Annotated in this window: 21 protein-coding genes and 1 tRNA gene; 13 read left to right on the top strand and 9 right to left on the bottom strand. The window is 39.6% G+C overall.

The window, feature by feature from the left end; genetic code table 11:
• Positions 1-7: 7 nt before the first annotated feature.
• The 3 genes from AC2JBO_RS20740 to AC2JBO_RS20730 form a co-directional block, all read right to left on the bottom strand.
• Positions 8-691 carry a DUF2834 domain-containing protein gene (locus AC2JBO_RS20740; RefSeq protein WP_496955546.1) on the bottom strand — a complete coding sequence of 228 codons (684 nt, stop codon included), beginning with the start codon at positions 689-691 and terminating at the stop codon, positions 8-10.
• A gap of 354 nt (positions 692-1045) precedes the next feature.
• On the bottom strand, positions 1046-2128 hold the full coding sequence (gene hrcA, locus AC2JBO_RS20735) for a heat-inducible transcriptional repressor HrcA (RefSeq protein ID WP_496955545.1): 1083 nt from the start codon (positions 2126-2128) through the stop codon (positions 1046-1048).
• Between the two features lie 496 nt (positions 2129-2624).
• Positions 2625-2981 carry a rhodanese-like domain-containing protein gene (locus AC2JBO_RS20730; protein WP_496955544.1) on the bottom strand — a complete coding sequence of 119 codons (357 nt, stop codon included), beginning with the start codon at positions 2979-2981 and terminating at the stop codon, positions 2625-2627.
• 153 nt (positions 2982-3134) lie between these two features.
• Here AC2JBO_RS20730 and AC2JBO_RS20725 point away from each other — a divergent pair, with 153 nt between their 5' ends.
• Positions 3135-4760, top strand: coding sequence for a DUF3352 domain-containing protein (locus AC2JBO_RS20725; RefSeq protein WP_496955543.1), 1626 nt, complete (start codon positions 3135-3137; stop codon positions 4758-4760).
• Positions 4761-4998: 238 nt separating this feature from the next.
• Positions 4999-5505 (top strand): hypothetical protein, encoded by a 507-nt coding sequence (locus AC2JBO_RS20720; protein ID WP_496955553.1) that lies wholly within the window; start codon positions 4999-5001, stop codon positions 5503-5505.
• A 66-nt stretch (positions 5506-5571) separates the two neighbouring features.
• Here the strand turns inward: AC2JBO_RS20720 and AC2JBO_RS20715 are convergent, their stop codons facing one another.
• Positions 5572-5895, bottom strand: coding sequence for a tetratricopeptide repeat protein (locus tag AC2JBO_RS20715; protein WP_496955542.1), 324 nt, complete (start codon positions 5893-5895; stop codon positions 5572-5574).
• Between the two features lie 410 nt (positions 5896-6305).
• Here AC2JBO_RS20715 and pruA point away from each other — a divergent pair, with 410 nt between their 5' ends.
• The 3 genes from pruA (at position 6306) to AC2JBO_RS20700 (ending at position 12562) form a co-directional block, all read left to right on the top strand.
• Positions 6306-9284: an L-glutamate gamma-semialdehyde dehydrogenase gene (gene pruA / locus AC2JBO_RS20710; protein ID WP_496955541.1), complete on the top strand. Its 2979-nt coding sequence runs from the start codon at positions 6306-6308 to the stop codon at positions 9282-9284.
• A 95-nt stretch (positions 9285-9379) separates the two neighbouring features.
• On the top strand, positions 9380-9814 hold the full coding sequence (locus AC2JBO_RS20705) for a GNAT family N-acetyltransferase (protein ID WP_496955540.1): 435 nt from the start codon (positions 9380-9382) through the stop codon (positions 9812-9814).
• A 114-nt stretch (positions 9815-9928) separates the two neighbouring features.
• Positions 9929-12562: a phospholipid carrier-dependent glycosyltransferase gene (locus AC2JBO_RS20700; protein ID WP_496955539.1), complete on the top strand. Its 2634-nt coding sequence runs from the start codon at positions 9929-9931 to the stop codon at positions 12560-12562.
• Here AC2JBO_RS20700 and AC2JBO_RS20695 read toward each other — a convergent pair.
• The gene (locus AC2JBO_RS20695; protein ID WP_496955538.1) at positions 12543-14579 is read right to left on the bottom strand and encodes a PAS domain S-box protein; all 2037 of its coding nucleotides are present in this window, start codon (positions 14577-14579) and stop codon (positions 12543-12545) included. The genes AC2JBO_RS20700 and AC2JBO_RS20695 overlap by 20 nt on opposite strands.
• Before the next feature lie 367 nt (positions 14580-14946).
• Here AC2JBO_RS20695 and AC2JBO_RS20690 point away from each other — a divergent pair, with 367 nt between their 5' ends.
• Complete coding sequence (locus AC2JBO_RS20690) at positions 14947-15873, top strand: cobalamin-binding protein (protein WP_496955537.1); 927 nt, start codon at positions 14947-14949, stop codon at positions 15871-15873.
• Positions 15874-15921: 48 nt separating this feature from the next.
• On the opposite strand, the gene AC2JBO_RS20685 is transcribed toward AC2JBO_RS20690, so the two are convergent.
• From AC2JBO_RS20685 to AC2JBO_RS20670, 4 genes are all read right to left on the bottom strand, one after another.
• Complete coding sequence (locus AC2JBO_RS20685; RefSeq protein WP_496955536.1) at positions 15922-16230, bottom strand: protealysin inhibitor emfourin; 309 nt, start codon at positions 16228-16230, stop codon at positions 15922-15924.
• 145 nt (positions 16231-16375) lie between these two features.
• The gene (locus AC2JBO_RS20680; RefSeq protein ID WP_496955535.1) at positions 16376-17479 is read right to left on the bottom strand and encodes a M4 family metallopeptidase; all 1104 of its coding nucleotides are present in this window, start codon (positions 17477-17479) and stop codon (positions 16376-16378) included.
• A 294-nt stretch (positions 17480-17773) separates the two neighbouring features.
• Positions 17774-19261 (bottom strand): EAL domain-containing protein, encoded by a 1488-nt coding sequence (locus AC2JBO_RS20675; RefSeq protein WP_496955534.1) that lies wholly within the window; start codon positions 19259-19261, stop codon positions 17774-17776.
• A gap of 416 nt (positions 19262-19677) precedes the next feature.
• Positions 19678-19764 (bottom strand) — tRNA-Ser (locus AC2JBO_RS20670).
• A 135-nt stretch (positions 19765-19899) separates the two neighbouring features.
• On the opposite strand from AC2JBO_RS20670, the gene AC2JBO_RS20665 reads away from it, so the two are divergent.
• The 7 genes from AC2JBO_RS20665 (at position 19900) to AC2JBO_RS20635 (ending at position 25047) form a co-directional block, all read left to right on the top strand.
• On the top strand, positions 19900-20268 hold the full coding sequence (locus tag AC2JBO_RS20665) for a 2Fe-2S iron-sulfur cluster-binding protein (protein WP_496955533.1): 369 nt from the start codon (positions 19900-19902) through the stop codon (positions 20266-20268).
• A gap of 37 nt (positions 20269-20305) precedes the next feature.
• Positions 20306-20830 carry a thermonuclease family protein gene (locus AC2JBO_RS20660; RefSeq protein WP_496955532.1) on the top strand — a complete coding sequence of 175 codons (525 nt, stop codon included), beginning with the start codon at positions 20306-20308 and terminating at the stop codon, positions 20828-20830.
• A gap of 29 nt (positions 20831-20859) precedes the next feature.
• Positions 20860-21675, top strand: coding sequence for an inositol monophosphatase family protein (locus AC2JBO_RS20655; RefSeq protein ID WP_496955531.1), 816 nt, complete (start codon positions 20860-20862; stop codon positions 21673-21675).
• A gap of 80 nt (positions 21676-21755) precedes the next feature.
• A complete protein-coding gene (locus tag AC2JBO_RS20650; RefSeq protein ID WP_496955530.1) occupies positions 21756-22703 on the top strand; it encodes a J domain-containing protein in 948 nt (315 codons plus the stop codon).
• A 3-nt stretch (positions 22704-22706) separates the two neighbouring features.
• A complete protein-coding gene (locus AC2JBO_RS20645) occupies positions 22707-23909 on the top strand; it encodes an ATP phosphoribosyltransferase regulatory subunit (RefSeq protein WP_496955529.1) in 1203 nt (400 codons plus the stop codon).
• Between the two features lie 51 nt (positions 23910-23960).
• On the top strand, positions 23961-24185 hold the full coding sequence (locus AC2JBO_RS20640) for a ferredoxin family protein (RefSeq protein ID WP_496955528.1): 225 nt from the start codon (positions 23961-23963) through the stop codon (positions 24183-24185).
• Positions 24186-24318: 133 nt separating this feature from the next.
• Positions 24319-25047 (top strand): ABC transporter ATP-binding protein, encoded by a 729-nt coding sequence (locus AC2JBO_RS20635; RefSeq protein ID WP_496955527.1) that lies wholly within the window; start codon positions 24319-24321, stop codon positions 25045-25047.
• Positions 25048-25542 lie beyond the last annotated feature (495 nt).

Genomic DNA, 25542 nt, shown 5'->3' with positions numbered 1-25542 from the left:
CTTAATTTTAAGTCGTAACTGGTTTTTGTGAACTTTGATTTACGTTACTACCAATTTCTGGTAATGGTTTTCTTACACATAAGTATATCAAGGCACCGAATAATGGAACTAACGCAACTAGCCAAAATAATCCTTTATTATCTACCATTCCCCGACGTGCCATGTCATCCCTGACAAGACTAGAAAACAATAAACACAGCAAGCAAAAGTCTAAGCTCATCACGTGAATAAAACGGCTAGTTTGCCATTGCTGTACAAAATCATTCCAGTTTCCTTGAGTAATTCCATAAACGATTAGAATTATGGCGCCAACTGATAGTAAAATACCTGTGATTCGTGAATCTAAAATTTTAATAAAAGCATTTTTTTCACCTACAAACTCAGGATTTGGTTTACGCAGGGCAATGTAAGGCAACAAAGCGAAGGCGCCTACTCCAAATGAACATGTGGCAAACAACCAAGCTGGAACCTTTTGTCCAACACCATCAATAAACACTAAACATGCATAAATCATAGGTAATACACCCATGATATTAAACAGTGCAATTACTAACGGGTTGATTCCTTGCCATTGACCAGTCGATAAATTTTTGATTAGTTCAAATGTGTCGGGTTGGTCAGGAGGCGCAAATACAAAGGCGTAGCTTGTAAACAAGAGCCAGATTAACCAAAATGTTATTTTTCTCAGCATATTTATAGATATTACCTATTGGTGAAGACGACTTATCTATCTTAGGTAATATTTTTATTTTTAATCAAGAATTGATCCCCCCAACCCCCCCTTAATAAGGGGGGCTAAGAGTTAACTTATTTTGTTACTTTTTAATAAAGGCTTTAAATTTTATTCCCCCCTTACTAAGCTACCGTGTACACACATCTTTTTATAATTCTTACATTCCTTTCCTTTGCGTACTTTGCGTACTTTGCGGTTCGTTAAAGAATTAACCGCGCTCGTACGCAAAGAGGCAAAGAAAGAGAAGAAAGGCAACTTTTAGAGACTTGTGTGTACACAGTAGCCTTACTAAAGGGGTTAGTGGGGATTAAATTAACTGATAGCTTCACTTAGGTACTCAGAAGCAGCAGCTACTACCCCAATGGCATTTTCATAATCTAACCGTGTTGGTCCAAGTACTCCAACACTTCCAACTGGAACTGAACCACGTCGGTATGTTGAAGATATTAATGTACAAGTGCGTATTGGTTCTAAAGGATTTTCGGCGCCAATACGAACAGTGACTTTTGGTTTACCTGGTTCTTCTGGTGCGTCAGGTTCCTCAAATATCAACCTCCATAGCTGTTCTTGTTCTTCTTCCAAAAGTTGAATTATCGTTTGCACTTGCTGTAACTGCGAAAACTCTGGTTGACGTAACACCTCGCAAACACCCCGTACCATTATTTGCGCGGGTTCAGGAGAAACTTTACGATGGTTTAACTCTAAAAGCGATGTTTTTAAGAATTCTCCGTAGTGATGAAATTCGCGGTCGAGTTGTGTCCAGTCAAGGTTTGCTATCTCCAACAAACTTTTAGAACGCAAATGACTGTTTAAAAAATTAGAAACAATCTGCAACTCACGGTCTATTAATTCCGCATCACGTTTGCTTCCATCGAGTGCTGGTGGTATATCCAATAATGTTGAATGCGTCTCATACCCTTCTGTAACCACTATCAACATTACCTTGCCTGCTTCGATTTGCACTAGTTGCAGGTGACGCAATACAGCACCACCATTCTGTGGCATCGTAATTAACGTGATGCAACCGCTTAAAGTCGAGAGAATTTGCGCCGCTCCATGCAATAGCGCTTCTAGACTCCAATCTTCCCATTTTAGCCGTGTTGACAGCGCTTGCTCTACCTGTAACGTTATTGCCTCACTCGTCGGCGCCACCAAATTATTGACATAAATTCGGTATCCTGAATCTGATGGTACTCTACCAGCTGAGGTATGGGGCTGGTAAAGTAACCCAGCTTTCTCTAGCACTCCCATTACGTTCCGAATTGTCGCAGAGCTGACACCAAGATTAAACTCTTCTAATAAAGCTTTTGATCCAACTGGCTCGGCTGTGGCAATATAACGTCGCACCGTTGCCAAAAGTATATGCTGTTGTCGATTTGTTAACTTAACTGGCATAGGTTATGTTTACTGAAGGCAAATTTTAATAAAAGTTTGTAAATTTAGGACTCGTTTTATGCTATTGTTCCCTAGGTAAAAGCAAAAAGTTTAATATTTATTTAAGAAAGATACCAAATTAATCTCCCTTTTTTAAGAAGACTCAAAATAATGTTACATTTGTACATAGTAATTTAATCTATGTAAGTAGAAAAGATTCTAATTATACATATTTTTGCCTAAGTACTAAGAGCAAAGTACGATAGCAACACTTGAATCTAATCTACATAGCTATATGAATAACTGACCATCTACTGAAAGGAAGGTCTTCTTGCTTACTTGTATTTATTTGTGTGAATCAAGACATCTAGCACCAGTAATATAGAATCTATGTTTTCATAAATGGCTCAAAAAGGTTGTATTGTTAATAACTAAAATACAAGCCAGCAAATGATTGTTACCTCAGTATAAACGCTAGGGATTATGTAAAATTTTTAATTAATCGTTAACGAATAAATTAGTACTGAGGGATAGAGACATCAATTTGCGTAGAATAAGCAGCTATTCCACCTGTAATATTCTTAACATTAGTGAAGCCTTGACTTACTAACCACTGGCACATTTGAGCCGAACGAACACCATGATGGCATAGTACAAGTGTTTCAAATTCACAATCAAAGCGCGCGTGAATTTGGTCTGCCCAAGTAGCAAATTCACTCAAAGGCAGGTTGACAAAACCATCAATGCTGGCAATGTCTATTTCCTGTGGTTCGCGAACGTCGATAAGTTGAAGCTTCTCGGCGCCTAACAATAAGCGTTCTTGGAGTTGTTCAACGCTAACTTGGGAAAAGCCGGAACTTGGATATTGTGCCATTTAACGTTTTATTCACAATTATATTTCTTATCTTTACACAAATCCCTTCGTTTAATAATGTCGTTATCCTGCTTACCTTGAACTGAAATACCCCCTTTCGCCTTTTCACTTTCCCCTTTAACCTTAAAGTTGTCGGCGTAAGGTGTAAGAGGTATGATGAAAAGCTTATTTATTCGTCTTTTTGTAGTCAGCTTGGTTGCACTGCTTATTAGTGTTACAAGCTGTGATGAAGTATTTGCACTCACTGCGTTTGGTAAAGGAAGCAGTATTGAACCAGGTGCAGCAATATTCGTATCGAAACAGGCGCCTGCGATGATATCTATATTAGATACGCAGTTGGAGTCATTGAGGCCATACGAATCTTCACTTATAAGAACAGTTGAGGCAGCAGGTATAGATTTTCGTAAAGATGTTCAACCCTGGCTAGGAAAAGAAATTACACTAGCTGTCACTAGCTTAGATTTTGACCGCGACCCCGATAATGGTAAGTTACCTGGATACTTAATGGCAATAGCTACCAAGTCACCAGAAAAAAGCCGTGAGTTTGTACAGTTATTTTTCTCGAAACAAGTTTTGGCAGGTAGCGAGTTAAGTGTGGAAGAGTTTGCAGGTGTTAAAATTATTACAGCACCTTCCGAAAAAGGAATGCTCGCTGGTGCAGTTGTTGGGGATAAGTATTTATTGTTTGCTAACGACCCGAAGGTATTACGGGAAGCGATAAATAATGTTCAAGCACCCGACTTAAACTTGACGACTACAACACAGTACGAACAAGTCAAACAAATCTCACCCAAGTCCCTTGGTGTGGCTTTTCTAAATCTTCCAATTGTGGCAGAATGGCTTGGATTGAAGTTACCTGTACAAACCTTTGACTATCAAGTTGTAACGTTGGCGCCAGCTGCAAAAGGTTTTATTGCGGAAACTGTCGCACTATCTACAACAAACGAACTTAAGGCACCGTTGGAATCATTATCAAAACCTGCAGACGCACTACGATATATTCCAGCGAGTGCGGGTATTGCAGTTGGAAGTAAAGACTTAAGTAGTTTAGAGAATAGCAACCTAGCGATGTTTTGGCAACAGCTAAAAAGTGCGCTGTTACCTCAACGAGGAATAACGATAACAGATTTTGTACAGCAAGACGCAGAATCTCAAAAACGCTGGGGTGTAAACTTATCAAAAGATATCTTTGCTTGGGTAAAAGGTGAATACGCAATTGGCTTGATATCAAACTCCCAACAAGCAAACCCTGATTGGATATTTGTTACAGAAACACCACAAACACCATCTGCACTTACAAATTTAGATGCAATAGCAGTAAAAAACGGCTTAAGTATCACTACATTCAATCTTCTCAACCAACCTGTTACTGCTTGGACAGAGTTAAAAGCAGCATCTTCCAAATCTAATGCTCAAGACAAACCATCTTTTAATATTGAAGCAAAAGCTTATGGAGTGCATACAACTATAAATAATTATGAAATTTTCACTTCATCCCTAGAGACCATGCACGAAGTTCTCACAATAGAGGATAATACACTATTAAATAATCGCAATTTTCAGAAAAGTGTCGCAGCGCTCCCTGAGTCAAACGCAGGTTACGTATACATAAATTGGGCAGCTAGTCAACCAATACTGGAGCGTCAGTTACCTGTACTCAAACTGCTAAAAATACTTGCAAAACCTTTCTTCAATAATTTGCGCTCATTAACCGTTACTAACTACGGTAATGACAATAGCTCGCTCAAAGGTGATGTATTTTTCCAGTTTGAAGAATAATCAATATAGTAAAAAGTGCTGAGTGCTGAGTCGGAACTTAAAAATTAGGAGTTAAAAGTTAGAAGTTAAGAGTTTTTATTTAGCACTCATTACTCAGCACTCATTACTCAGCTCTTGTGACAGATTTTGATCTGACACAACCCTTAAATTCTTCAATGCATTTTAGAGTTATAATTTGTATATAAATTTACTCCCACACTGTTGAGAGGCTGCTATGAAAAAACGTCAACATAGACTAATGCCAGCCTTACGAACCAACCAATCCAGAACGTGGACTGCTTGGCTAGCATCCGGATTTCTGTTGGGTATACTTACGGTAATTCCTACAAGTAAAGTGATAGCTGATACGGCAAACTTCGGTACTGTTAGTTTGGCGCCAGGTTTTGATAGTGCCACAGTTTCACTTTCAGGGTATACAGGTGGTTCTTACTCGCTGTCGGCAATAACCAACCGTGATGTTGACAACAAAGCTTGTATTGGTTTTGCCGACCCAACACCCGACCATATTGTTGTTCTACAAAAAGATTTTTCTAAACTGAGAATAGCTATAAATAGCGGTGGTTCTGATACAACACTTCTAGTTCAGGCGCCAGATGGGAAAATTTATTGTGGCGATGACTCTGGCAGGCGTAAAGATGCTAGCATTGCAGCTAATGATTGGAAAGCAGGCACTTACAAAGTTTGGGTAGGTAGTTTTAACCCAGGTGTCAAGCTCAATTACACGCTGTCAATAGAACAACCGTAGGTTAGGCGTCCCGCTTGACCGATGTATATGTAGAGACCAATGCACAGGCGGGACACCTATGCTACGTTATTTTGAACGTAATTCTGTTAATCTGGTTTTAGCATCTTTATAACTATCCAGTTGACCTTTATCTTGAAAAAGTTGTGCTGCTTTCTCAAAGTCACTAATAGCTTCTGATACTTTACCTAAATTTGTACATACAAGCCCCCTATTATAGAAAGCTAAATCATAATCAGGATTTATTTCGATAGCTTTGCTATAATCCTTAATTGCATCCTCCAAAGAACCACGTTCAATATTCGCGTTACCTCGGTAGTTATAAGGATTAGCGTTATTTGGTTCTAGAACTAATAGCTTTGTTAAATTCGGAAATGGCGCCTTTAACATCATTTTTAAATTATTTTTTTATTGCGTTTTACATATCTTAAATAGCTAAACGTAGCTTGGGTGGAGGCTTTGCGTAACCCAACCGACAAAGATTTTGTATTTACTTTATAAATCAACTCTGAGTTTCTGTGGTGAAGTTAATTTTGGAAAGCTGATATTTTCTTACTCTCTTCCCTCTGTGTACAGACGCGATTAATCGCGTCTGTACGTCTCTGTGGTAAAAAAACGTAAGTCACTGCACAGGCGGGACACCTATGCTACAATTTTTCAGATTTTATGATACGGATCATATAGATTCTTTTAGCCTCCAACCAACCTACATATGTGGTAAGAAATCGATGGAGAAGCCACAATAGAAGGACAAGCTTAAATATGTGTAGTTTTTAGCTTGACATACAGGAGTACGTAAAAAAGTGGTTTTACAAGTACAAACAAGCACCTACGAAGCTAAAACTCAAGAAATTGCTCGACAGCTTCTTGCAGCTACCCAAGAAAACCGTTCGTTTTTGGCAAATCTTCGCGACCAGATGCGTTGGGATGATAAATTGCTTGCTTGGGCAATGAGTAACCCCGGTTTACGGGTGCAGCTATTTCGTTTTATTGATACTTTACCCGCGTTACATGATAAATCTGAGATTGCGGCACATTTACAAGAATATCTTGGTGATGAGTCGGTAGAGTTACCGCAGGCGCTCAAAGGGATGTTAAACTTTGCAAATCCTAATTCGGCGCCAGGTCAGTTAGCAGCAACTACAGTTACAACTGCCACTGAGACGTTAGCGCATAAGTATATTGCTGGCGAAAATATCAAGCAGGTATTGAAAACGATTGAGCGGTTGCGTAAAAATAAAATGGCTTTCACTGTAGATTTACTTGGTGAAGCTGTAATTACCGAAATCGAAGCTCAATCTTATCTTGACCGCTACATTGATTTGATGCAGCAGTTGACTGAAGCTTCTAACAGTTGGGGTAGTGTACCATTGGTTGATGAAGCTGATGGACTACCCATACCGAAGGTGCAAGTCTCTGTAAAGTTGACTGCGTTTTACTCACAGTTTGACCCATTGGATGCGAGTGGAAGTGAAGAAAAAGTAAGTTCGCGCGTTCGCACTTTACTACGACGTGCAGCAGAATATGGCGCCGCTGTTCACTTTGATATGGAACAGTATGCTTATAAGGATATTACTTTTAGTATCCTTAAGAAGATTTTGATGGAAGAGGAATTTCGCTCTCGAACTGATATTGGGATGACGGTTCAAGCTTACCTTCGTGACAGCGAACAAGACGCGCGTGATTTAATCGCTTGGGCAAAACAGCGTGGGTATCCAATTACAATTCGTTTAGTTAAAGGCGCCTATTGGGATCAAGAAACGATAAAGTCGATGCAGAAGCATTGGCAACAACCAGTTTATAACGACAAAGCCGCAACCGATGCCAACTTTGAAGTCATAACACAGCTACTACTAGAAAATCATCAATATATATATGCTGCTATTGGTAGTCATAACGTTCGCTCACAAGCGCACGCGATAGCAATAGCGGAAAGCTTGAATGTTCCAAAACGCTGCTTTGAAATGCAGGTTCTTTATGGAATGGGAGATAAAATAGCTTCTGCACTCGTTGATAAAGGTTACAGAGTACGAGTTTATTGTCCTTATGGAGAGTTACTACCAGGAATGGCGTATCTCATTCGACGGTTATTAGAGAATACCGCGAATAGTTCGTTTTTACGCCAAAATATGGAAAATCGTCCAGTAGAAGAGTTGTTAGCGGCGCCTAAAGTTAATTTAGAGAAAGAAACTCTACATAACCTCAACACAAACGGATTTCTTGGTGCAGCAGATACAGACTACGCATCAGAAAATATTAGAGAACTTGCACAGAAGGGTTTAACTCAAGTTAGAAACCAGCTTGGAAAAACCTACTTACCATTAATTAATGGTGAGTACGTTCAAACCGAGTTAGTCGTTGACTCAGTAAACCCATCGAATAAAAGTGAAGTTGTTGGAAAAATTGGACTTGCCAGCGTTGAACAAGCTGAGGCAGCAATGCAAGCAGCATCCAATGCGTTTAAATTGTGGCGAAAAACACCCGTAAGTCAACGCGCTGAGATATTACGCAAAGCCGCTGATTTAATGGAAAGTAGGCGCCCAGAGTTATCGGGATGGATAGTATTAGAAGTTGGGAAACCTTTGCGGGAAGCTGATGCTGAGGTGTCAGAAACTATTGACTTTTGTCGTTACTATGCGCTGGAAATGGAGCGGTTAGACCTCGGTGTTAATTATGACATTGCTGGCGAAACAAATCGTTATATTTACCAACCGCGCGGAATAGTTGTAGTTATATCACCGTGGAACTTCCCACTTGCAATTGCAGCAGGAATGACTTTAGCAGGACTTGTTGCCGGAAATTCAACTATACTCAAACCTGCGGAAACATCTTCGATAATTGCTGCTAAATTCGCAGAAATTATGGTTGAAGCAGGAATTCCAAAAGGTGTATTTCAGTACTTACCTGGTAAAGGTTCTAAAGTGGGCGCCTATTTAGTAAACCACCCCAGTACACACATTATCGCTTTTACCGGTTCCCAAGAAGTCGGATGTCGTATTTATTCAGATGCTGCAACTCTCAAACCTGGGCAAAAGCACATGAAGCGCGTCATCGCTGAAATGGGAGGTAAAAACGGTATTATCGTTGATGAAAGTGCTGACTTGGATGCTGCTGTAGTTGGCACCGTACAGTCAGCATTTGGTTACAGTGGACAAAAGTGTTCGGCTTGTTCACGGGTTATAGTACTAGAACCTATATATGAAACTTTTGTACAGCGGTTTGTAGAAGCGACTAAATCATTAAATATTGGCGCCGCAGAATTGCCGAGTACTCAAGTTGGACCCGTTATTGACGCAAATGCTCAAGCACGTATTTACGAATATATCGAAAAAGGTAAAGCTGAATCAACCGTGGCATTAGAAATGACGGCGCCTGATAATGGTTACTACATTGGCCCAGTTATCTTTAAAGATGTTCCTGCTGATGGTATAATCGCTCAACAAGAAATCTTTGGTCCTGTCGTAGCAGTTATCAAAGCCAAAGATTTTGAACACGCTTTACAAATTGCCAATAGTACCGATTATGCCTTAACAGGTGGAATATATTCGCGAACCCCTTCACATATCGAACAAGCACAAACAGATTTTGAAGTTGGTAACTTGTACATTAACCGTACAATTACAGGAGCAATTGTAGCAAGACAACCCTTCGGTGGTTTCAAATTATCAGGTGTTGGTTCAAAAGCAGGAGGTCCAGATTACTTATTACAGTTTCTCGAACCAAAAACCGTGACAGAAAATATTCAGCGTCAAGGTTTTGCACCAATAGAAGGAGCAGACTAGGCAACGGATGATGAACGGATGTAACGGATAGTTAATAATATTTAAGGTAGGGTGGGCTTCAGCCCACCTTACTTTTTTTAATTATTAAGGTAACAATGAGTAATATTATTATTAAACTAGCTGATTCTTCTGCTGAATTTGAGGCAATTCGTCAAATTAGAGAAACTGTGTTTCAAAAAGAACAAGGAGTTGATGCCAACTTAGACTTTGATGGTAAAGATGAAACTTGTGAACGATTAATTGCGTCCTTAGATGGAAACTTTATTGGTACTGTTCGCATTCGATATTTAGACGCTAGTATTGCCAAAATTGAACGACTAGCAGTGTTGCAAAGCGTGCGTGGATACGGAATAGGTAAGAAACTAATGTTACATGCTTTAGAGATTATCAAGAGTAAAAATATACTCGAAGTTGTAATTCATGCTCAAGAATATATCAAAAGCTTGCATGAACAATTAGGTTTTGAAGTGGAAGGTGATATTTTTGAAGAAGCAGGTATTCGGCATGTAAAAATGAGAAAATTTCTGTAGGGTGCGTAACGCCATAACAATCTTTCAACGAAGCGAATAAACCTGTAGCGTTACGCACCACTACCATCACCACCACCACCATATAAGTGCGCTCATAAGACAAGAAGGTAAAAAGTGAATAAACGTTCTTACTTAAAACTTTCAATAAATGCCTTGATATTAGTGTTAATTTGGGGTATCGGCGCCATTTTTGACCGAATATGGTTGTCGCTTGACAACTCAGTTCCCGGATGGGATCAAGCAGAATACCTAACAGGGACGTTAAACTATTGGCGTGCGTTACAAAATGTTCAGCTAAGTAATAGTGAGTGGTGGCAGAGTTTCTGGTTACTATCTTCTAAAATTCCACCGCTTACCTATATTATCGCAGGTCTCACGCAAAACATATTCGGCGCCGGACAAGACCAAGCGATGCTAGTAATGCTACTGTTTAGCAGTGTTTTAATTATTTCAGTATACGGTTTAGGGAAAGTCTTATTTAATGCAAACGTTGGACTTTGGGCGGCTGCTATATGTCAACTTTTACCTGGACTTTACCGTCTCAGACTGCAATTTCTACTCGACTATCCTCTAACTGCAATTGTTACACTTTGTTTCTTTTGCTTGACTTGGTGGAATCATTCTCAAGAATCAAAAAAACCTTCACTAACTATTTCATCGCTTGCAAAAAGCTGGTTTCTAGTTATTTCATTTGGCATATCACTGGGTACAGCGCTACTTGTAAAACAAACTGCACTCCTATTTCTTCTGACTCCAATTATATGGATACTCGTTGGCGCCTTACGTTCTGGTTATTGGGGTAAGTTATTAGAATTAGTGTCGGGAATTGCGGTATCTAGCTTGATATTTGGTGGTTGGTATCGAACTAACTGGTTGATAATCTTAACAGCAGGCAAACGCGCGACTATTGACTCAGCGATAGCAGAAGGAGACCCACCCTTAAACACAATTAAAGCATGGGTTTTTTACTGGCAGCAATTACCGCATCAAGTATCGTTACCTTTGCTACTAGTACCAATATTTAGCTTGCTACTTTATTGGGCAAGGTTTGCAGAAAAAAAGGAAGAAAAACAAAGTGGGTTGCAATGGTTAGGTGTATTTTTAGTGGGTGCGTATTTATTGACATCTTTGAATATGAATAAAGATGAGCGTTATATCGTACCATATTTACCTGCACTTGCCGTATTTCTCGCATATGGGTTAACACGAGCAAAAAGTATCTTAGGACAGCGAATTCGTTGGGGTACTTTGGGTTTAGCTGTTTTGCTTATGTTATATAATTTATTCCCAGTTAGTAACTTGGTTGGTAACTGGACTGCACAAGCATTGAGTCCAAACGGCAAATATGACCCTCAGTCACTAGCTGCTCTACCACACAAAGAGGTAATTACAGAAATTATTCGCACTGAACCTTATTTACGTTCGACCTTGGGAGTTTTACCATCAACACCCCAAATTAACCAGCATAATCTTAACTATTATGGAGCTTTAGCAAAATTTCAAGTTTATGGGCGCCAGGTAGGGACAAGGAAAAAAGATATTGAGCAAGATACTCATTCTTTATCGTGGTTTATTACAAAAACAGGTGAACAAGGTTCTGTACCATCAGCACAAAAAGATATCGTCCAAGCGGTTGAAACATCACCCTTATTTGAACTGCACTCTAGATGGCAGTTGAGGGATGGTAGTTTTTTGCGGTTGTACCACAGAAAAACACCACCCGTGGAAGTCATATCACGTCCACTAGAATATTCATCAATAGATATATATCGTGAAAAAACAGTAGCTCCAGTTCCCGTTACTCTTACACAAGTCACTCTTCCTAAAAACACTCGTCCTGGTGTTTCTGTACCAGTAACTTACAAATGGTCTGGTTCTTGGGACGAATTAAAAAATGGCTTAGTATTGCTAACCTGGCGCCATAAAAATCAAGATTCAAATCAAAATCAAAAAATCAGTTTTTTACATGACCATGCTTTAGGGATGGGAAATTTATATACAGCAGTTAAAAAGCCAGAAGGAACATTCCAAGTTATTGAGCGCACAGCAATGTTACCACCTGCTGATGTTGCACCCGGAAGTTACATTTTACAAGCAACTTATTTAAACAGAGTTTCTTTTGAAAGTTATCCGATATATATATCCGATGTTGCCATTAACATTGACCCAAAAGTCTCAGATACTTCCACAGACGCTACAAATACGCAGGTGCCATTAGATTTAGTAACGCAATTACGTGTACTTTCAGCAAATCTACCTAAAGGAACCAAAGCCGTTGAGAAAATCTTCGCTGAAGTCGCGCGTATTAATCAATACGACCCAATTCAAGATTATTTGTCACAAGCGCGTCTTACCGCCGAATATCGGTTACAGCATGAAGGAGAAAATTCGGACTTAGCATATTCAGTTGCACTGGCGGACATACTACAAAGAAGAGTAAAAGGCGCCATTTCCTCACTAATAAGAGTCACTCAACTCGACGCGCAAAACCCTTTTGCATGGGCATACCTTGCATTCGTTCGTCTGTATAACTGGCAACCTTCATATGCGGAGGCAGCATTAAAACCAGCATTAGAAATGAGTCCGAACCAGCGCGAGTTTAAAGCACTAGCAGGAACAGCAGCACTAATGCAGGGCAACGTAATAAAAGCTTGGGAAGAGTTTAGTAGGGTGCGTGACGCTACCAACAATTTTAAAACGAAGCGCAAGTCTAATAGCGTCACGCACCCTACGAACTCAAATACTTAACAAGTGCAGACTCAAGCTGAAAAATACCAATTGGTTTGTTCAAACAGTCGATGGCGCCTGCTTGTAAAAAACGTTCGCGGTCGCCCATCCCCAAAGGTGTCATCATAACTACAGGAATTTCTTGTAAACCTTGCTGCTTGTTCAAACTTATAAGTAAATCAAATCCACTTATATCCGCATTTAAATGCACGTCGAGCAAGATTAAATTAGGCTGAAACTTATGAACTCGTGAAATAAATCTTTCCGGTGTCATCATCAATTCAACCTCATAGCCAATTGTTTGTAAATAATCCTGCAATAATATTGCTGTATGTTCTTCGTCTTCTACTAGAAGGATACGCTTGACACCTAACTCAGAAGATTGAGTTGTATAAACAAAAGTTTTAGAAGTTGAATCTTCTTCTACGGAGGTGGTTAAGTCCTCATTATTTGCTGCGTTGTTTTGCTGTGGCTGTGCTGGTAATAATAAAGTAAATCGACTTCCAACACCTGACGTTGATTCTACAGTTAAGTCTCCGCCGTGTAAACGCGCGAGCTTTCGCGTTAAAGCCAAACCTAAACCAGTACCTTCATACTGTCGATTTAGACGATTATCAATTTGCCTAAACGGTTCAAACAATAATTGAAAATTGTTGGGGTCTATACCGATACCAGTATCAGTTACAATAAATGCAATTCCCTGTTCTACCCGTTTTACTTCCAGTGATACTGTTCCCACTTGAGTAAATTTTATTGCATTTGTTAGTAAGTTGAGTAGTATTTGCTTAAGGCGCCGTTCATCAGCAATACAAGTATGTAAATCGTCGTCTATTTTATCGATAAGCTGTAATTTTTTGTGGTGAGCGCTTTCTATAACTGTCGAAATAACATTTTTGACAATATTATGTATAGGTAAAGAAACTAACATTAACTCTTCTCTACCCGCTTCTACTTTAGATAAATCTAAAATATCATTAATTAATGCCAACAAATGTTCGCCGCTTGTGTATATACAGGAAACATACTCATGTTGTTTTACATTTAAACTACCTACAACTTCTTGTTGCAGTAGCTGCGATAACCCCATAATTGCATTCAAAGGAGTTCGTAACTCATGACTCATTGTTGCCAAAAAAGCACTTCTAGCTCGACTCCCTGCTTCTGCTGCTTCTTTACTCTCTCTAAGTTTTAATTCAGTTCGTTTGCGTTCTGTAATATCTTCAACCATTGCCAGGAAAAAACTCGGTTCGTTTATATCAGTAACTAGGGAAACGTTTAGATGCGCCCATACTAAACGTCCATTTTTATGTAAAAACTGTCGCTCCATCTCGAAGCGCTCTTGATTTGTTATTAGCTGATAATTAAACTTAGTTTCTGCTGTGATTTCTTCCTCACAGATAAAATCTACCAGATATTTAGAACATAATTCTTCCCGATTATACCCTAATATATAACAAAGCGCCGGATTAACGTCAATTATCCTTGCTTGCATGTCCATTAAAGCAATTCCAATCGAAGAACGTTCAAAAATAGCTCTTAATTGTGCTTCATTTTGCTGTAAAGTTGCTTTGGATTTTTGTGTCTTCTCACCCGCACGTACTAAACTTCTTAATAAGAACTTAGGACTGATCTCGCTTTTTACTAAATAATCATCCGCGCCAGCGGCGATAGCTTCTTTAAACAAATTATTATCGTCTTTTTCATTTACTACAATTATTCCTAAGTTTGGGTTGAGTTTGCGTATTTTAGTGATTTGTTCTAATTCAATAATGTCAACTAAAGGTAAATCTAAAATAACAGCTTCTATATTTGAATGGAAATGTAACGCTGATAAGATTTTCTCAAATTTATTATTTTTTTCAATTATAGATATATATTTATCGGCAGTTGCTTCTGCTAAAATTTCCTCAAATATAGAGATGGCGTGAGAATCTTTAACAGTAGCGTCGGCTACCATTTGTAGATGTTTTTCTAAATCTCTTTCTAATTCTTTACTGACGCAAGTAAGTAGTAAAATTTTTATTGGTTCAGACACCATGCTTTTCACCGATAGAGCAGTAGCGTAAAGCCATGCAGTAACAACTTAAAAAGTTTTAAATAGTCTTAAAAAATATTCGCTTTCTCATTATTTAGTCTTAATTGAGTATTTCAGTATTAATACTTATGCTAAAAATATACAGTATAAAAAGTCATAATGGCTTTGAGTTTTGTAGTTGAACATTGATAATTGAGGTATTCCTAACTTATTACATAATCTTATTGTTTTTATCATAATCAGACCTGCGTGCTTTCTCAGGCGCCCCACGTATAAGCGAATCTTTAAAGCAACACGTCTACAGAATGATATACAAATTGCAGAATTTTGCCACAATTAAACCAATGATAGCTGTTGCGGAGGTATGGTAATGAAGGACGACGTTAGAATAGTCTCACTTATACCTAGCGGTACAGAGATACTAGCTGGACTTGGACTGACAGACAAAATAGTCGGGAGGTCGCATGAGTGTGACTATCCTCCAGAAGTACAAAACCTCCCTGTTTGTACTCAGGCGCGACTGAATACAAATGCTCATAGTGGTGAAATTCATGACAAGGTTAATCATCTACTGCAAAATGCTCTCAGCATATATCAAATTCAGACAGATGTATTAGAAAATTTGCATCCTACTCATATTGTGACTCAAGATCAATGTGATGTTTGTGCTGTCAGCTTGAACGATGTTGAAAAAGCAGTTGCGACAATAGTAGATAATCCACCAAAAATTATCTCCCTACAACCGAATGTTCTTAATGATGTTTGGTTGGATATTGAGAACCTTGGACGTGTGTTTAATGTTGACTCTGTAAAACTCATTGAAAACCTAGAAGCGCGCGTCAAAATAGTTCAACAACGAACTAAAGGTCTTTCAGCAACCGAAAGTTTACCTGCTGTTGCGTGTATAGAGTGGACTGACCCTTTAATGTATGCTGCAAACTGGATTCCTCAGTTAGTTGAGTATGCAGGTGGAAAACCTTTATTTGGTGTAACTGGTCAAAATTCAAGTCAAATCAAATGGGAAAATTTGGTTGCGAGCAATCCCGATATCATTATATTTATGCCTTGTGGCTTTGACTTGAATCGCGCACGTCATGAAGCACAGCTACTTACAAGTCGCTCAGAATGGCAAAATTTACATGCTGCCGAAACAGGACGAGTTTATGTAACAGACGGCAATGCCTATTTTAACCGTCCGGGTCCAAGACTCGTTGAATCAGTGGAAATCCTGGCCGAAATATTACACCCAGAAATTTTTCAATATGGCTACAAAGGAACAGCCTGGGATGTGTTGTAAAAACTAAAGAATCCAGATTTCTGTAAACTGAAACCTGGTTTCTCTTAACTAATTCGAGTTTTGACTAACTGCTGCACTGTTAATCCACTCAATCAAAGGTTTTAAATTACTTGGAACGGCAGACTCACCGACGCTTACTGTGTGTGTCTGTCCGTTGTCTTCTACCGTTAGACGATAGTAAAAGCTGTCAGGTTTAGGGGAAGATGAATCAATATAATCTGGCAAGTTATAGAAATTTGACTCTTGTAGGAGTTGTGGTAGTTGCTTTGCTGTATCTTGGGGTATCGCTGTTGTGTCAACTTTTGTTGTTCGTGACATCCCAGCGAAGCCACCAGTGCGCTCTAAATAAACTCGCATATTATATTATGAGGGTGTTTTATGAAAAAACCGAAAAGATAATTTTATTATCCACTAGCTAAATAACACCTAGTCAACACAATAATAAAATTTATCAATTGCCATAGATTCCCGACGAGCCGAAACGTGCGTCGGGAATCAGATTTTATTTACTTATGGAGACTCCCACTTGTTCCCATGCGTTTTGTACTGCTTTTTGTTCATTGCTGCCTTGACCATAAAGTTCTCCAGCAACTTGTGATAAGGTAGCTGCAGCAGCCTGAAAATTTGAACTGGAGTGCAGACGGTCACGTAGAGCTACATACCAAATTTTTCCAGCTTTCTCCCAAGCATAACCGCCAATTGCCATTGCAGTTAGGCAAAATGCTTTATTTGGAATACCTGAGTTAATATGTACTCCGCCATTATCTTTGACACCAGTATAAATGTCTTTGTAATGGGCTGGTTGTGGGTCTTTACCTAAAACCGGGTCATTGTATGCCGTTCCAGGTTCTTTCATTGAGCGGATACCAACACCCTTGACTTTTTCAGCAAATAAACCTTCACCAATAATCCAGTCAGCTTGGTCTACGGTTTGTTTTTTTACCCATTGTTTAACTAAGGCGCCAAAAACATCTGACATTGATTCATTTAACGCTCCTGACTCACCACTATAGGTAAGACTAGCTTCATACTGTGTTACACCATGCGTTAACTCGTGGGCGATAACGTCTATACACTTAGTAAAGCGCTGAAATAGTTGGCCATCACCGTCACCATAAACCATTTGGTCGCCGTTCCAAAAAGCGTTATCGTACTTCACGCCGTAATGTACAGTTGAATCAAGGCGTAAACCTTTATCATCAATCGAATTACGCTCTAAGACTTCGTGGTAGAAATCATAAGTTGAGCCTGCTGAGTCATATGCTTCGTTTACAGCTTCGTCCTGACTTGGTGGGTCTCCTTCCGTGCGTACTAGTTTACCTGGCAGCCTTTGAGTTGTAGCTGCATCATATATGGTGCGTCGCTTTTCCCCTGGAGACACTGCAAAATTTACATTCCCAACGACTCGGCGCCGTCCACGAAACTCAGATGATAAGCTCAACGTATGAAATGCCCAGTCACGCATTTGCTCACTGCCGTTAACCACAACATTTTCCAGCATATGTGGTGGAATCACGCAGTAAATCGAACAACGATGATCTCTGTGTCTTGCTTTAGGTGTTTGACATCCAATCCAACCAAATCCTAATTTTTTTTTCTGAGTCATTTAAATAAATTCTCCTTATGATGATATTCGTTCACGACGTTCAGCAAGAATAAATATCTATTACTGCTGCTTTGTAACACTAATATGAGCAGGCGCCGTTTAGTAACTCTACAATTACAGCAGTTAATATTTCATTTTTGCAGGTTAATTCTATGCTATGTGTTACGTAATACCAAGCCTAAGTTAAGAAATGTAACGGTAAAGCTGATTAAATCATCAAATTACGGTGTTTGACCCCTCAATGTAAGATGTATAAGTTTTAGCTATTATTAATATAGGAAAGCAGTTTATGAATTAATGTAAAAGCCTTTGTCTTATTTCATCATACTTTTCTTGACTCAAGCGGTAAACTTCAGGCTGAGGCTTTCCGACTAAATGTCCCTGAATATAACTAACCCCAATCTCTCTAAGTGAGCGTAAACTAATTGGTGTGGTTTCGTCGATTCCTTCGACAATAACTTTGGCAGGGTTTAAATTATTGGCGCCGACTAAATCGTGAACGAACTGAATAATAATATCACTTGAATAAAGATAAAGGAGTTCACGGTCAACTTTAACGTGAGACGGGTTTAAACCAGCTAAACGTGCGACAGAAGCATAACCGACGCCAAAATCATCTATTGCAAAACGAATTTTTAATTTACTTACATATTCAAGTAATTGTTTTTTAAAGTTTTGAAGCGGATTTTGTAACCGTACTCCATTAAGAAATAGTGGTAAGTCAGTTTTTTCAGAAATTTCTAAAATCAAGTTTCTAGGAGAAATTATTCTATCTTTAACAATTTTTTTTACAGCCTCAAAATATTCTACCTGCATTAAAGACTCTGGGTAAACGTTTACTGATAAAGGAACAACATCCCCCGCGCGTCTCTGTGTTAATTTTCGAGCATGACGATAACGTTCGGTTGCAATGTTTAGAAAATGTTGGTCAAGCTGAACGGTAAAACTGGAACCCCACAGTTCTGCTGCTGTAAATAAATCTAGAGGCGCCATATGATTTTGAGGGTTGCGTGCTAATGCTTCCCAACCGCTTATGAATAAGTCATCTGGCTCGGTGTGTAAAACTGGCTCAAAATACACCACCATTTGTTTGAGCCGTTGACAAAACAAGTTAAATCTTCTTTGATATAACGATGAAGATATAAAACCAAAATTAAATTTAAGATTATCTAAGATAGCAGCTTCAATCAATTCTAAATCTTGAGTTATTAAACTTGCTTTATAAAAAGCAGATACAATTTTCCCGTATGCTTCTGTCAATAGTTCAGAATCCAAAGGCACCCCACAAACTACTATAACTTCAGCTTGTGGTTCTTTGTTAATAGGTAATATTATTAAGGTTTTAGAAACATTTTTATTATCTTCATATATTTTGTAGATGCCAGATTGTAATTGATTGAAAATAGATTCATAATCAATCGCTGGCAAAATACTAGAATTTACGATTTTTTCAAAATCAGTTAATTCTATATATTCACTCAAATCGCTTTGTAATTTAACGCTCCACTGTTCTTGAACATTTTTGAGTATTAAAACAAAATCGGCGCCGGAAGCCGCGCGAACTGCATGAAGAGGTGTGAACGAACCACTTGCAGTACAAATAGATTTTGATTTAATAATCAATCTATCGATAAATTCTTCGTAGTATTCTAGATAACTGTGTAAATACTTAGTTTCCTGGTTAAAAATGTCTACCTCTCCTGGTTGTTCAAGAAAGTTTAATTTTAGCTTACCTAAGATTCGCTCATCATTCGGTTGTCGAGAGTGTTGCAATGGAGTCATAACCCTTGTCGGTGCCAGCACTATTTTATACCCTTGTTCTTAATTAACACAGGAAACGCAAAGGGTAAAGTGCATTGCTAAAGCAGCTACTTGCCAGAAAACTCAGGACTTCCGAAAGTTTCCTTGTAATGAACAGCTTCAAGAGTTCCTAAGTAGTATGAAAACCAGTACTAATCCGGAAGGAATAATTTTTAAATCATTAAAGATCATTTAGCGCTCAAGTAAAACTCATTTAAGGTATCTATCTTTAGCTAAGAAACTTACCCAGAGCAAATCTAGCGTTTCATCTCAATAGTTTTGATGATAAATCTAATCACTTGTTGATTAGGTATACTATATAAATAATGCACAGTTCGTATGCCTGTGCTATAACGTATTTAAAATAAACCCGTAAAGCATTTAGAAGCCTTATAAAACGGAGAGAATGGGATTTGAACCCATGAACACCTTACGACGTTACAGCATTTCCAGTGCTGCGCCTTAAACCACTCGGCCATCTCTCCAGATGCCACAAGTTATTACTATACAATTGAATTTGAAAAACTGCAATAATATTTGGACTGAAAGACAAAAATATTTCTGAGACTCTTTGAAATCTCAACTAAATCTCTACTAAAGCAAGAAACCTAGCCAAGATAATGTTCCAAAAATACACCATTACAGTACGCGACCGCCAAAAAGGCATTACTCATACGTTTCAGGTTCCAGCAGACCGCTATATTCTTCACAGCGCTGAACACTTGGGTAAAGAGTTACCGTTTTCCTGCCGCAACGGCGCATGTACTACTTGTGCAGTACGTGTACTATCAGGAGAAATTTACCAGCCAGAAGCAATTGGTTTGTCACTGGAACTGCAAAACAAAGGTTATGCTTTGCTTTGTGTTAGCTACGCGCGTTCTGATATAGAAGTTGAAACCCAAGATGAAGATGAAGTGTACGAACTTCAATTTGGACGCTTTTTTGCGAAAGGTCGAGTACGCGCGGGTTTACCTTTAGATGAAGACTAGTTGACTAGTTGACTAGTTGACTAGTTGTAAAAAAAGCATGAAATTCATAACAAAAGTAATTTTATTAAGCCTTCTGCTTTTAGTTGTTGGATGCCAGCCTGTCAAAAAGGTTGAAAGTACACCAATGCAGGTTAGAGTAGTACGGGTGGTAAGTGGGCAAACTTTTGAAGTGATGGGGATAGGGGAACAGCCGAACTTAATTTCTCAGGTTCGCTTGATTGGAATTGATGCACCTGACTTACGTCAACGTCCTTGGGGAAACGATGCTGCATTGAATCTTGAAGCATTAATTGCCTCGAACCTGGTAAGTTTGGAATTTGACGTTGAAGCAAAAGACAAGATTGGTCGTATTCTTGCTTATGTATGGAAAGATAAAATCTTGTTAAACGAGCAAATGGTTAAAGACGGCTATGCTTTATACGTCGCTCGTTCCCCTAATAATAAGTATGACCTCAAACTTGAGCGTGCCCAACAGTTCGCGCGATTGATGGGAATTGGTATTTGGAACCCAGATAAACCCCTGCGTGTCTCTCCGGCTGAGTTTCGGCGTGCTAATAGATAGTTATGTACTGTTAGTTTATGAAGCATCTAATGAACGATTTACAAATTTTTCTAGATATTGCTACTGAAGCTGCTTTGGCTGCTGGCGCAGTTTTAGAGTCGTATTTAGGTAAAACCGAAGATTCGGTAATCGAAAAAGGGCGCCCTGGTGATTTGGTAACGGTTGCGGATAAAGCTTCTGAAGACGTAATTCTTGCTCATATGGAGCGCCATTTACCAGAACACGCTATCCTCTCAGAAGAATCTGGAGAGTTAGGGAATCAGCAGGATAAATATCTTTGGGCAATTGACCCGCTTGATGGCACAACTAATTTTGCCCACCAATATCCCATGTTTGCCGTATCAATCGGACTTTTAGTTGATGGGGTTCCTGAAGTTGGCGTAATTTATGACCCCCGGAACAACGAGCTTTTTCGTGCGGCAACAGGTTTAGGAGCAACGCGCAACCGTCATCCAATTCGGGTGTCTAAGACTTCGGAATTAAGTAAAAGTTTACTAGTAACAGGTTTTGCTTATGACCGCCGTGAAACTACTGATAATAACTACGCAGAGTTTTGTCATTTTACTCACCTGACCCAAGGAGTTAGACGTGGTGGTGCCGCTTCATTAGACTTAGCATACGTAGCGTGTGGTCGTATTGATGGTTACTGGGAACGTGGTATTTCACCTTGGGATATGGCGGCAGGGATAGTTATCTTGCGTGAAGCAGGGGGAAAGGTTACAGCTTATGATGGTTCGCCATTAAAGATTGAGTCCGGTCGGATTCTCGCGACTAATAGTCACATTCATGACGCTGTTAGTTACTCATTGATGAAGGTGCCGCCTTTATCCGCATGGAGTCGTTGAGATGTGTCAAATTTATAGCCATTTTAGAGAAGAGAAGTAAACTAGAAAGATTAATGTATACTTTTTTCTTATGGCGCTATATGTCTATAAAAATAGAACGTGGTTTATTTAAATTTGATTCCATAGATTATCATGCTGTTTTGTGTCTTCCTATTGATGCTGATGCCAAAGAGATTCGCAAACGGTATCTGAAAATTGCGCGTCGTTTACACCCAGATAGTTGTGCGTCAGCAAGTGCCGAAGAAAAACAACTAGCAAGTGAGTTACTGTCGAAGCTTGTTAACCCTGCCTACGAAAAGTTATCACAAGAGCGAACTCGGACTGAGTACATGGTTGTGCTATCGCAAATGGGCAAACGTTTGGTACAAGAGTCCGCTTCGATTGATTTAAGTACGGATGCCGCGCGTCAGCTAGCTGCTTCACCGAATGTTGAACAGTTATATAGAAGTACGATTATGAAAATCGCCGAGACTCAATATGATTCATTATCGAAAGCTATACAAATCATTGCTTACGTTAGCGAACTAAATTTAGTGTATTTGATGCGGACTGCTGGTAAAAAGTTCGATAAGGTGGCGCCACCACCACCATCAAATAATACAGTACAAAAAAACGGGAGTATACAGGCAGCATCACCACAAGCTGCTGTGAATAAGGAAGACGCAAGCATTGCCAATTATCTACGTCGTGCCCAAGAGTTAATGTCGAAGAATCAATTCGCACAAGCCAGGGTAGAGCTTCAAGATGCAATTAAAATTGCTCCACATAATAGTCGCTGTCATAGCTTGATCGGAGTGGTCTATTTGAAGCAAAATCAAACAACAATGGCAAAAGTCCATTTTGACCGCGCCTTGCAGTTAGACCCTAATGACCAAATGGCTTCTGAGGGTAAACGCAAGCTCGAACAACTTTCGGGGCAGAAATCTGGGACTGCGGTGAAAACAGCATCGCCGACTCAGGCAACTAAGCAACCAGAAAAGTCCGGGGGCGGTTTGTTTGGTGGTTTGTTTGGTGGGAAGAAAAAATAATTTATGGTTTACCAACCAGCAGCGGGAGCTAGGGATCTACTCCCCCTCGATGTAGCTCAGAAACGCTGGATTGAAGATAAGTTACAGCAGGTTTTTCACCGTTGGGGCTATCACAGAATTATCACTTCAACGCTAGAGCGTATGGATACGCTAATGGCAGGAGGTGCAATTGGGCGCCGTACAGTGTTAAAACTGCACTCGGCAGAAGACGAAGAATTAGGCTTGCGTCCAGAACTAACTGCTTCGATTGCTCGTACTGCCGTAACACGGATGGCTGGTACAGTGTATCCGCAGCGTTTGTATTATAATGCAAATGTATTTGAGCGGCGAGAGTCCAAGCACAATCGTCAGCAAGAGTTCTACCAAGCAGGTGTTGAATTACTGGGTGGCAGTGGGTTATTAGCTAATGCGGAAATCTTGCTACTAGTTGCAGAAAGTTTGACTGCATTAGGTTTGAACAACTGGCATTTAGTTTTGGGTGAAGCAGGAATTACTAGATCATTGCTTCAAGCTTTTCCTTCAAAATTGCTTGATAGTGTTCGTAATGCCATAGCGCATCTTGATCGAGTTGCGCTTCGTGAGTTGCCATTAACTGACGAACTACGGGAGCGTGCGTTTCAAATGCTTGATTTACGTGGGCGCCCGGAGGTAGTTTTTGCGAAACTGGAGAATATTGCTAGTACACCAGAGGATTCTCTTGCAATCAATGAATTAAAATCTTTAGTCGAGTTGCTTGAATCTGGAGGTAATTTTTCTATTGTTTTGGATTTAAGCTTGATTCAGACTTTAGATTACTATACGGGGATTGTGTTTGAGGTAGTAAGTAATACAGATAGTCAACCGAGGTCAATTGGTCGAGGCGGTCGTTATGACAATCTCTTGGGGCTTTATCATCCGCAAGGGGTAGATATACCAGGTATTGGTTTTGTGTTTTTGCTTGATGGCTTGTATGAAGTACTATCAGCGTCGCAATTGCCGAACACGATACCAGCTACAAATTGGTTGGTAGTAGCTCTAAGTCCACAAGCATATACTGCGGCTTTCGCTTATAGTGCCAAACTTCGTAACTCTGCTCATTTGGTACGAGTTGAGATGGACTTGGGAGGACGCGATGCGGAAAGTATTAAGCAATATGCATCATCTAAAGGCATTGGGCAAATTGCTTGGATACAAGCTGATTCTCCACCTGTGATTGAGTCGGTATAAACTTAAAAAGCTTTGTATAGCTTTAATATAGCTTTGATAGAGGGGAACGCGATGCCACATACGATTGTTACAAATGTTTGTGAAGGTGTTGCCGACTGCGTAGATGCTTGTCCGGTAGCTTGTATTCATGATGGCCCTGGTAAAAATACGAAAGGCACTGATTGGTATTGGATTGATTTTGCTACTTGCATTGACTGTGGTATCTGCCTACAGGTTTGCCCCGTCGAAGGCGCCATTATTCCAGAAGAGCGTCCTGAACTGCAAAAAACGCCATAACAAAACCAAGAAACTGGGTTTTTCAAAAGCCCGGTTTCTGAGTTGTCAGCAAAGTTACTGGCTACTCTTGACCAAATAACCGTTAACTAACGACTATTAATAAATATCTGTATACTTGAATGGATATTGACAAATGGCTATTGATTATTTATTAGAAGTTCAGAACGTACATGCTGGCTATATTAAAGACGTAGATATTTTGCAAGGTGTTAATTTTCTCGTGGCGCCTGGGGAGTTAGTGGTTGTTATTGGTCCAAACGGTGCGGGCAAGTCCACTTTAGCAAAAACAATATTTGGGCTTTTAAATCCGCATACTGGTACTATTGTATTAAATGGTGAGAATATTGCAGGACTGAAATCGAATCAAATTGTTCAGCGTGGTATGTGTTATGTACCGCAAATAGCGAATGTATTTCCTTCATTGAGTGTTGAGGAAAATTTAGAAATGGGTGCTTTCGTGCGCTCAGTTTCGTTGCAACCGTTGAAGGACAAGATATATGGGATGTTTCCGAAGTTGCATACTCGTCGTACTCAACGTGCTGGTACTTTATCAGGTGGTGAGCGGCAAATGTTAGCGATGGGTAAAGCTTTGATGCTGGAGCCAAGTTTGTTGCTTTTGGATGAGCCGTCTGCGGCTTTGTCACCTATATTAGTTACGCAGGTTTTTGATCAAATTAAACAAATCAATCAAAGTGGTACAGCGATTGTACTGGTTGAACAAAATGCTCGTAAAGCTTTGGAGATGGCTTCTAGGGGTTATGTTCTTGAATCTGGACGCGATGCAATCACTGGAACTGGCTTAGAGTTACTCAATGACCCTAAAGTTGGTGAGCTTTACTTGGGTGCCGGCAAAGCGCATTGATATAGCAAAATTATTTATAGCGTTTCCCACTCTGACTCAGCTAATCTTTGGGTGTTAGCTCTCTGATGCTTACCTACGATGGGTCTATCTGTATTTCACTTGACGCACCAACAACGAACCGCTGGTCGGATGAGGCGCCTAAAAACCGCGAACAAGTAAGGGCAAAAAAAAATTCAAAAAAATTTCAAAAATACTTGACGAGTTTTAGTTGAGTTGCTATTGTAGACAAAGTGAGCGGTGAGAGAAAAAGCCGCAAACAGCCGAACCGAGAAAAAATAATAGTTTGAAAGCCAAGTAACAAGTCGATCCTCGTCAAAACAATGCAAGAAAAGTCTTGCTTAGGCAAGACAGATGAGGGTTCCAATATACAGGAATTTTCATATAGAGTCAACAAACGAACATATAGAGAAGCGATGAATCGCGTCTCTGTAGTGTGAAATCCAAAACGGAGAGTTTGATCCTGGCTCAGGATGAACGCTGGCGGTATGCTTAACA

This window comes from Calothrix sp. CBUCES-K 9914 (assembly GCF_059640475.1).
The sequence above is the reverse complement of the archived record's forward strand: the minus strand, read 5'-3'. Positions and strand labels throughout refer to the sequence as shown.